This is a genomic window from Stenotrophomonas sp. HMWF003 (assembly GCF_003061285.1).
In the GTDB taxonomy this organism is placed as follows: domain Bacteria; phylum Pseudomonadota; class Gammaproteobacteria; order Xanthomonadales; family Xanthomonadaceae; genus Stenotrophomonas; species Stenotrophomonas maltophilia_AP.
Genome location: NZ_QAIW01000127.1, coordinates 1 through 8,832, shown reverse-complemented (window position 1 = coordinate 8,832; position 8,832 = coordinate 1). Strand labels below are relative to the sequence as shown.

Annotated in this window: 8 protein-coding genes; 7 read left to right on the top strand and 1 reads right to left on the bottom strand. The window is 68.2% G+C overall.

What is annotated here, in order from left to right; translation table 11 throughout:
- From DBR34_RS04940 to DBR34_RS04910, 7 genes are all read left to right on the top strand, one after another.
- The coding region (locus DBR34_RS04940; protein WP_343125604.1) for an aminomethyltransferase beta-barrel domain-containing protein at window positions 1-290 on the top strand (290 nt) is incomplete at its 5' end.
- Window positions 287-901, top strand: a complete 615-nt coding sequence (gene hflD / locus DBR34_RS04935) for a high frequency lysogenization protein HflD (RefSeq protein WP_128095941.1) — start codon at window positions 287-289, stop codon at window positions 899-901. The genes DBR34_RS04940 and hflD, both read left to right, overlap by 4 nt.
- Window positions 902-1,321: 420 nt before the next feature.
- On the top strand, window positions 1,322-2,512 hold the full coding sequence (locus DBR34_RS04930) for a methyl-accepting chemotaxis protein (protein WP_038688404.1): 1,191 nt from the start codon (window positions 1,322-1,324) through the stop codon (window positions 2,510-2,512).
- A 203-nt stretch (window positions 2,513-2,715) separates the two neighbouring features.
- Window positions 2,716-2,934, top strand: coding sequence for a hypothetical protein (locus tag DBR34_RS04925; RefSeq protein WP_219928215.1), 219 nt, complete (start codon window positions 2,716-2,718; stop codon window positions 2,932-2,934).
- 8 nt (window positions 2,935-2,942) lie between these two features.
- Window positions 2,943-4,085: a crosslink repair DNA glycosylase YcaQ family protein gene (locus tag DBR34_RS04920; protein WP_219928214.1), complete on the top strand. Its 1,143-nt coding sequence runs from the start codon at window positions 2,943-2,945 to the stop codon at window positions 4,083-4,085.
- Window positions 4,086-4,270: 185 nt separating this feature from the next.
- A complete protein-coding gene (locus tag DBR34_RS04915) occupies window positions 4,271-4,726 on the top strand; it encodes a hypothetical protein (RefSeq protein ID WP_128095938.1) in 456 nt (151 codons plus the stop codon).
- 129 nt (window positions 4,727-4,855) lie between these two features.
- Window positions 4,856-5,929: a GAD-like domain-containing protein gene (locus DBR34_RS04910; protein ID WP_128095937.1), complete on the top strand. Its 1,074-nt coding sequence runs from the start codon at window positions 4,856-4,858 to the stop codon at window positions 5,927-5,929.
- A 137-nt stretch (window positions 5,930-6,066) separates the two neighbouring features.
- Here the strand turns inward: DBR34_RS04910 and DBR34_RS04905 are convergent.
- Window positions 6,067-8,832 (bottom strand): bifunctional diguanylate cyclase/phosphodiesterase (locus DBR34_RS04905; protein ID WP_146186770.1); only part of this gene is annotated, 2,766 nt, incomplete at its 5' end.

Sequence of the window (8,832 nt, the reverse complement as noted above, 5' to 3'; positions counted from 1 at the left end):
ATTCCGAGCCCGCCCACTGGATCGCCGGCGCCCCGCCCGCCCGCCGGTTCAACTGCACCGCGCAGACCCGTTACCGCCAGCCCGATGAACCCTGCACGGTGACCGTGCGCGACGATGGCACCCTGGAGGTGCTGTTCGTGCGCCCGCAGCGCGCCGTCACCCCCGGTCAATCGCTGGTGTTGTATGACGATGAGGTCTGCCTGGGTGGCGCGGTGATCGCCGCCACCGACGCGCCGCTGGAACAGCGGCTGCGGACTGCCCCTTCCCCCTTCGAGGTATCTGCTGCATGAGTTTTTCCGTCGACGACCGCGTTCTTGCACTGGCCGGCATCGCCCAGGCCCTGCAGCAGGTGCGCCGCATCGCCGAAACCGGCCACTCCGAAGCGGCCGTGGTGCGCACCGCCGTGGACAGCGTGTTCCGCATTGATGCCGAGACCCCGCAGGCCATCTACGGCAGCCCGGCCAACGTGGCCCCGGGGCTGCGCCTGCTGCACAACTACTTCCGCAACCAGGGCCAGGATGACGCCCTGCCCCGCCTGGCGCTGGCCGTGCTGCAGCTGGAGCGCCGGTTCGTGCGTGAGCATGCGGTGGTGGACAAGGTGAGCCAGGGCATCGCGCGCGCCCAGCGCCAGGCCACCGAGCTGGGCGACAGCGCCCACCCCGACGTGCTGGCCGCCCTGGGCGGGCTGTATGCGGACACCATCAGCAATCTCAAGCCGCGGGTGATGGTGCAGGGCAACCCGCACTACCTGGGCCAGGCCGGGGTGGTGGCCGAGATCCGCGCGCTGCTGCTGGCAGCGGTGCGCTCGGCGGTGCTGTGGCGCCAGACCGGAGGCCAGTACTGGGACTTCCTGTTCTCGCGCAAGGCGATGATCGAAGCGGTGGACCGCCAGCTGCGCTGATTCACGGCGGGCGGGTAGAGCCACACCCTGTGTGGCTTCGGGATGAGGGGTTGCGTGCAGCCACCCATGGGGTGGCTCTACCGTTGATGGATGCGGGTAGAGCCACACCCTGTGTGGCTTCGGGATGAGGGGCTGCGTGCAGCCACCCATGGGGTGGCTCTACCGTTGATGGATGCGGGTAGAGCCACACCATGTGTGGCTTCGGGGTTAGGGGCTGCGTGCAGCCACCCATGGGGTGGCTCTACCGTTGATGGATGCGGGTAGAGCCACCCCATGGGTGGCTGGGGGCGGCTGGGGATCCCGCAGCCACCCATGGGGTGGCTCTACCGCGGGCAGGTTTTTCGATGGAATGTGCAGTGCAGCACTAAAGCAAATGGGGGTACGGCCGATACATCAACCGTGCACTTCCCGAGAACGTCCATGTACTCACGCATCTTCATCCGTCTGGCCGCCCCCCTGGTCCTGACCCTGCTTCTTCCTTTCGCCATCGGTTTCGAATGGCCCGCCGCGCTGCGCTGGGCCATCCTGACCACGATGACGCTCAGCTGGCTGGGCTTTGCCTGGTGGACCGCCCGGGCCCAGACCCAGCGATCCCCCGAGCACGCCCGCATCCTGCGTGAGCAGGACCAGCTGCTCACCGAGCTGCGCAGCTTCGTTGCCAACGAAGTGGACGGCTCGCGCGGCGAAGTCGAACGTGCCCGCGACCTGATCCGCCACGCGGTCAGCGGCCTGGGTGGCAGCTTCGACGCCATGAACCGCAAGTCCCGCCAGCAAAGCCAGGCATTGGCCCGCATCGTCGACCGTGCCGGTGAAGACGGCGGCGCCGGTGTCGACGTCGCCCGCTTCGCCCAGCATGCCAGCCACCGCATGGAACAGCTGGTGGAAGCCCTGGAGCAGGTGAGCGGCCAGAGCAGCAACACCGTGCAGCACATCGACCAGATGGCGCAGCACCTGGATGGCATCTTCGCCCTGCTGGAAGACGTCAAGTCGATTGCCGACCAGACCAACCTGCTGGCGCTGAACGCGGCCATCGAAGCGGCGCGTGCCGGTGAGGCCGGTCGCGGCTTCGCGGTGGTCGCCGACGAGGTGCGCAACCTGTCCGAGCGCTCCACCACGTTCAACGAGCAGATCCGCAAGCTGGCGCACAGCTCCAAGGACGCCATCGCCAAGGTCCGCGAGACGGTCTCGCACATGGCCTCGCGCGACATGGACCGTTCCCGCGAAGCGCGTCACGAAGCAGCGCAGATGCTGGACAACGTGGCGCAGATCAATGCCTCGCTCGGCGACGGCATGCGCGAGATCTCCGAGTGCGGCCGTGCCATCGACAGCAGCGTGGCCGAAGCGGTCCGCGCCCTGCAGTTCGAAGACATCGCCACCCAGGCCCTGGGCGGCGTGCATACCCACCTGGACCGCCTGACCGCCATCAACCGCGAAGCGGTGGCCCTGCAGGAGCTGTTGCACCGCAATGGCGGCGTGTTCGACGAAGAAGTCGTCAGCGCCCTGCAGCGCACCGGCAGCCGCCTGCGTGAAATGCGCAGCGAGTGGGAACGCCCGCCGCACAAGGCTGTTGCCCAGCAGAGCATGGCCGCTGGCGCGGTCGAGCTGTTCTGACCCAGATGTTCCGCGCCGGCAACGGCGCCCACGACGGCCCCGGTTTCCCCGGGGCCGTCGTGCTTGCAAGATCCGTCCTGGCTGCAGATGATCGACCCATGCTGTTGACGAACGTCCCCCATGCCGTGCCCTCTTCTTCCGCCCCCCTGCCCGAGGCAGTGGCGGCACCTGAGGAACGCATCCCCCCGCCCTCGCCTGCCCGCATGCCCGAGCCGTTGCGGGGCCGCGCGTTGCTGGCCCAGCTGGAACAGGTGGCGCAGCGGGAACTGGCGACATTGGCGGCGCAGGGTGGGCTTGCGGGGCCGCTGGGCTCGGCCGCCATTGACCCGGCCCTGATCGGCCTGGCCTGGGACCTGGGCCTGAGCGGCGATGCCGTGGTGACCACGCCCCCGGACCCGAAGCATCCCGCGCACCGCCCATGACCTCCGGCTTGAGACGCCTGGCACTGCATGCGCAGGGGCTGGCGTCTCGGGCACCGTTCGGCGACGGTCCGGCGGCAACCCATCGCGCCATCGCCCACCTGGGCTACGTGCAGATCGATACGTTGTCGGTGGTGGAGCGCGCGCATCACCACGTGCTGTGGAACCGGGTACCCGATTACGACCCGGCGCACTTGAACCGCCTGGTGGGCGAGCGGCAGATCTTCGAGTACTGGTACCACGCCGCCGCCTATCTTCCGATGCGCGATTACCGTTACGCGCTGCGCCGGATGCGCGCGATCCGGGACGGAGAAAGCCGTTACTTCCGTGGCGGTGACCCGCAGTTGATGCAGCAGATCCTGGCGCGGATCCGTGCCGACGGCCCCCTGCGGATGCGCCACCTGGACCCGGGCGCCAAGGAAGCGGGCAGCTGGTGGAACCAGGGGCCCGGCCGGCGCGCGTTCGAGACGTTGTTCATGCGCGGCGACCTGATGGTGTGCGAACGCAACGGCATGGAGAAATCCTACGACCTGGCCGAGCGCTGCCTGCCCGACCACATCGACCTGAGCGTTCCCAGCCTGGGCGAGTATGCGACCTACCTGCTGGAGACAACGCGGCGGTCACATGGGGTATTCACCCTGAAGCAGCTGCTGCACCTGCAGCCCGGAAAAGACCTGCGGGATGCGATGCGCGCCGTGGTCGATGAACGGGTCGATGCGGGGCAGCTGCGTGTGTGGAAGGGCGACGATGGGATGACCGCCTACGTCGATGTGGCTGCACTGGATCGCCCGATGCGGCTGCGCCGCGAGGTGAGGATCCTGTCGCCGTTCGACAACCTGGTCATCCATCGGGAGCGCTTGAGTGCCCTGTTCGCCTTCGATTACCGGATCGAGTGCTATGTGCCCGCCAGCAAGCGCGTACACGGCTACTTCTGCCTGCCCCTGCTGTACGGGGATAAGGTGGTGGGCCGGGTGGACTGCAAGGCACACCGTAGCGAGCAGCGGCTGGGGGTGCTGAGCCTGCATATCGAGCGCGACGGTCTGGATCGGGATCATTTCCTGCCTGCCCTGCGCACGGCGCTGCAGCGGTTCGCCGTATTCAATCGATGTCCAGAGCTGGACGCACGCGCCGTGGATGGGATGGCGCTGCGGTAGCGGTTGCCTGCCTGCGGACTACCGATAGTTGTGGCATCGGGTGTTGGCCGACGACGTTTGTGCGCCCCGCCCCATCATTGTCTGAGCCGCCGCGGTCCATCCGCCGTCGATCAGGATTTGCCACGGGAGGCTATCCTCTGTTGCTGCGTCGGCCTGCAAGGGTGTCGGCATCCACAAGGAACAGTATGACCGAACTGACAGATTTCCATGTTTTCTGGGGCGAAGCGATGGCGGCGGCGGAGCGGCATGCCGCCTCGATAGAAGCCGATGGCGCCGACGATTTCGCCAAGCAGCTCTATCGCGAGTACCACGAACAAGGCGCGCCCACGCCGCGCAGGAAATGGCTGGCCGCCCGGCTGGCAGACGCCTTTCCCTGCATGGACGCCAAGCCGAAGTGGGTCGGTGAGCCGGCCTGGTTGTACCACCAGGGGCAGCCGATGGTGTTCCTGCACCAGTTCCAGGTCAGCCTTGCCGCGCAACACCTGATCGGGCACATGTCGCTGGGCGAAACGGTCTATGTGTTCGGCGCCCGACACCGGCTGGGCCCGGGGCGCGACGGCGACTGGACCGACATCTACCGCATGGCCGTGCAGACCTACGAAGGCGACACGGTGGGGGAGATACCGGGGCCGCAGGGGTAAGACCCCCATGCGGATGCCTGCACAGCGCGTGTTGCTCCCTTCCCGGCGCGGGCGCTTTACAACAAATTGCATCGACACAGCCTCTGGACTTTTTCAACATCGTCGCCCCTTGAGACGAGTTGCCGCCCCATGGCTGACGTCACGCCACGCCTCTCGATTGACCTGCAGCCCCTGCCCGTCGGTGCCGAGCCGTGGCGTCTCGATCCAGAGGAACTGAGCATTCTCCGGCGCACGCTGGATGAAACAGGCGACTTCCAGCAGCCGTATGCAGCGCTGGTGGACCCTGATGACGCGGATGCCGGAAGTGTCGATGCCTATGTTGAGGTGTCCGCGGTGCAGCTCGAAGACGGCACCCCCGCGATCCTCATCGAGGATGACGGCGCCGAGGCCATCACCCGGTACGTCGTGCTCGAGCGGGGGTGGCAGACCCTCCCGGCTGGCACGCTGTTGCAGGGCGCCGGTCCCGGGATGGCAGTGGTCACACTCGCCGATGATGATGCAAGCGGGATGCAGGCGCAGGGAATGCTGGGCTTTCTGGACCTGTTGGTTGCGGCGCCGGCCTTGCCGAGCAGTGCGGAACCGCGACCAGATGCTGATCCAGTGATGGATGATCCGGGGGCCTTTCTCGAGGCCTTCACTCCCAGCACGATCGGCGTTCCCGTGGATGAAAGCACGCGCACTCACTGGCGTGGCCGGCTCCCGGACACCCTGCTTGCCTTGTGGCAGCGCGATGGCTTGGCACGCTACCTGGAGGGCCGCATGATGCTGGTCCGCCCGGAGTGCTATGCGACGGTGCTGGCAACAGCATTGGTGGGCAGTCCGCTGGAGGGCGTAGATACCTTCCACGCGTATGCCATCACGGCCTTCGGCCAACTCCTGGTGTGCGGTGAGAACACCGCCGTGGAGATCATCGTCGACCCTTGCCACAGGCAGGTCGCCGCGCATGCATCGATGCTCGCCCCAAGCACGGCTGAAGAGCGCAACGCGCGATTGCGTCTCCTGCTGACCCTGTTGGAGGTGCACGACTTTGACGTGACCGACGCGCAGGGACGCTCGGTGTACGCCATGACCCGCGACAGGGTGGGCGCGCTGGCGGCAGGGGAAATCTACACTCCCGACCTTGCAGGCCTGTCCGAGGGTTGGGAGGTGCGTCTGGTCCGGCAGGACGCGTTGGAGGCATGGCAAACGCTGCGTCCGTTCTAGCCGGGTCGGGAGGCATTCCGCGAGCGGGCAGGCCGGCTGCCGTGCGATAGCGCCGCATCCCTGGCGACCGCACGTGATGGACGGTCGCGCGATGGCAGCATCACGTTGGGTATGCCCGCGAGGCACCCCCCCGACGCTCAGACCGCGTGGCTCAGCGCGACCACCGCTTCGCGCGGTGCGATGCGGGTGCTGCCGGCCTTCAGCCATTGCGCCAGGTCGCGCGGGGTGAGCGGGCGGGAATACAGGTAGCCCTGGATCTCGTCGCAGCCCTGGCGGCGCAACATGGCCTCTTCCTGCTCGGTTTCCACGCCTTCGGCGACGACCTTCATGCCCAGCGCGTGCCCCAGGTGGACGATGGCCTGGGTGACTTCGGCGGTGCCGGTGTCGTGCAGCATGCCCTGCACGAAACTGCGGTCGATCTTCAGGCGGCCCACCGGGAAGCGGTTGAGGTAATGCAGGTTGGAGAAGCCGGTGCCGAAGTCGTCCACCGCCAGCGGTACGCCGTGGCGTTCGAGCACGTCGAAGCAGTGGCGCAGTACATCGGTATCACGGATCAGCGCAGACTCGGTCAGCTCCAGTTCCAGCCGCTGCGGGGGCCAGCCGTGGGCGTGGCAGATGTCGATCACGCGTTCGGCGAAGCCGCGGTCGCGCAGCTGCACGGCCGAAACGTTGACCGCCACGCGGTCGAACGCCAGGCCGGCGGCATCCCAGGCGGCCGCCTGGCGGCACGCCTCGGCCAGCACCCAGTCGCCGATGCGGACGATCTCGCCGCACTTTTCGGCGATCGGAATGAACTCGGCCGGGCTGCAGTAGCCGATCCCGGGCCGATGCCAGCGCAGCAGGGCTTCGATGGCCGGCGGCTGGTCGTTCTCGGCGTGCAGCAGCGGCTGGTAGGCCAGGGTGAACTCTTCGCGCTCGATCGCGCCCAGCAGCGCGTGCTCGATCTCGAGCTTGCGCTGGATCTTGGCCAGCGCGTCCTGGCTGTAGTACTGGTAGGTGTTGCGCCCCGCTTCCTTGGCGGCGTACATCGCCGCGTCGGCCGCGCGCAGCAGCGATTCGAAGTCGTGATGGCTCTGGTCGAGCATGGCGATGCCCACGCTGGCGCCGACCTTCAGCGTGGTTTCGCCGCGCTGCAGCGGTTCGGCCAGCGAGGCGATCAGCTTGCGGGCCACGTGGCCGGCGTCCTCGGGGTCGGCCAGGTCACGCAACACCACGATGAACTCGTCGCCACTGAAACGGCCGAACAAGTCGGCGTTGCGCAGGTTCTGGTGCAGCCGGGTGGCCGCCGCCTTCAGCAGCGCATCGCCGGTGGCGTGGCCGAAGGTGTCGTTGATGGTCTTGAAGCCGTCCAGGTCGATGAACAGCATGGCCAGTGGTGCACCCCGGTCGCGCGCTTCTTCGATGGCATCGGCGGTCTGTTCGCGCAGCAGCATGCGGTTGGGCAGGCCGGTCAGCAGGTCGTAGTGCGCCAGCAGTTCGATGCGCTCGTTGGCTTCGCGTTCGCGGGTGATGTCACGGAACAGCACCACGAAGCGGGTCGGCAGGCCATCGCGGCGGTCCAGTTCGATCAGCACCTGCACCCAGATGCGCAGGCCGGACTGGCGGTAGAAGCACAGGTCCAGCTGCTCGGGCAGGCCGCCGTCGGCGATGCGCTCCAGTGCCGCCTCGAAGGCGTCGCGCGAATCCTGGGTGTACAGGGCCAGCGCCTGGTCCAGGCTGATCGGCTCCTTGCGCAGGCCGTGGATGCGGTAGCACTCCTCGGTCCACTGCATGTGGCGGGTGGTCACTTCGATTTCGCAGCCACCGATGCGGCCCAGTGCCGACACACGGTTGAGCAGTTCGGTGCGCCACCGGATCAGCGCATCGGTCTGGTGCTGTTCGGTGATGTTCTGGACCTGGCCCAGCAGCCGTTGGATGCGGCCATCGGCACCCAGCAGCGGTTGCATCCACAGGCGCAGGTGCAGCGCGCCGTCGCGCTCGCGCGGCAACTCCAGTTCCAGCGTGGCCGGCTTGCCGTCGCGCAGCATGCGCCGCCAGGCGTGGCGCAGCAGGCTGCGCGAGCGCGGTTCAAGCTGGCGCAACCAGCGCCGGCGACCGCTCAGCGGATCTTCGCCCACGCCCAGCAGGGCGCGGAACTCCGGCGACCACCAGAACTGGCGCTGGGCCGGGTCCCACGACCAGCTGCCCATGCTGGCGATGCGCTGGGCCTCGCGCAGGTGCACCTGCTGCTCCAGCAGCTGCGCCTCCAATTGCTTCTGCGCCTGGATGTCGGTGTGGGTGCCCACCATGCGCAGGGGTTGGCCGTCGGCGGTACGTGCCACCACCCGACCCCGGTCGAGCACCCAGCGCCAGTCACCGTCGGGGTGGCGCAGCCGGTACTGGGCGGTATAGACCTCACCGTCGCCGCGCAGGTGGGCGTCCAGCGCGGCGCGCACCGCCGGCTGATCCTCCGGATGCACCGGGGCGAGCAACGCCGCGGCGGCATCGCCCCGGGTGACTTCTTCGGCCGGCACCGGCTGGTCGTCCCAGCGCCGCGACCGGATCACCGCATCGCTGGGCAGGTCCCAGTCCCACAGCCCGTGGCCGGCGTGGTCCAGGGCCAGCTCCCAGCGGCTGCCGGCGTAGCTGGCGACCGGCTCGGGCACGCTCAGCGTGAATGCCAGCAGGTGGCCGTCCGGGTCGTGCACCGCACGCATCCACCCGTCCAGGCGACCGCGCGGCCCGCCCGGCAGCTGGCAGGGCACCAGGCCACCGTCGGCCGCCAGCAGGCGCAGGTCTTCAAGCAGCTCGCCATAGGCCGCCACGGTTGCCGGCAGCCCAAGCTCGCGCGCGACCGGGTTGGCCGCCAGCGGCCGCCCGGCCCGGTCGAGGATGACCAAGGCCGACGCCAATGGGTGCTGCAG

What these genes read in the sequence shown, in the direction of transcription:
- hflD (WP_128095941.1), top strand. Translation starts at nt 287, where the DNA reads ATGAGTTTTTCCGTCGACGACCGCGTTCTTGCACTGGCCGGCATCGCC.
- DBR34_RS04930 (WP_038688404.1), top strand. Translation starts at nt 1,322, where the DNA reads ATGTACTCACGCATCTTCATCCGTCTGGCCGCCCCCCTGGTCCTGACC.
- DBR34_RS04925 (WP_219928215.1), top strand. Translation starts at nt 2,716, where the DNA reads ATGCCCGAGCCGTTGCGGGGCCGCGCGTTGCTGGCCCAGCTGGAACAG.
- DBR34_RS04915 (WP_128095938.1), top strand. Translation starts at nt 4,271, where the DNA reads ATGACCGAACTGACAGATTTCCATGTTTTCTGGGGCGAAGCGATGGCG.
- DBR34_RS04910 (WP_128095937.1), top strand. Translation starts at nt 4,856, where the DNA reads ATGGCTGACGTCACGCCACGCCTCTCGATTGACCTGCAGCCCCTGCCC.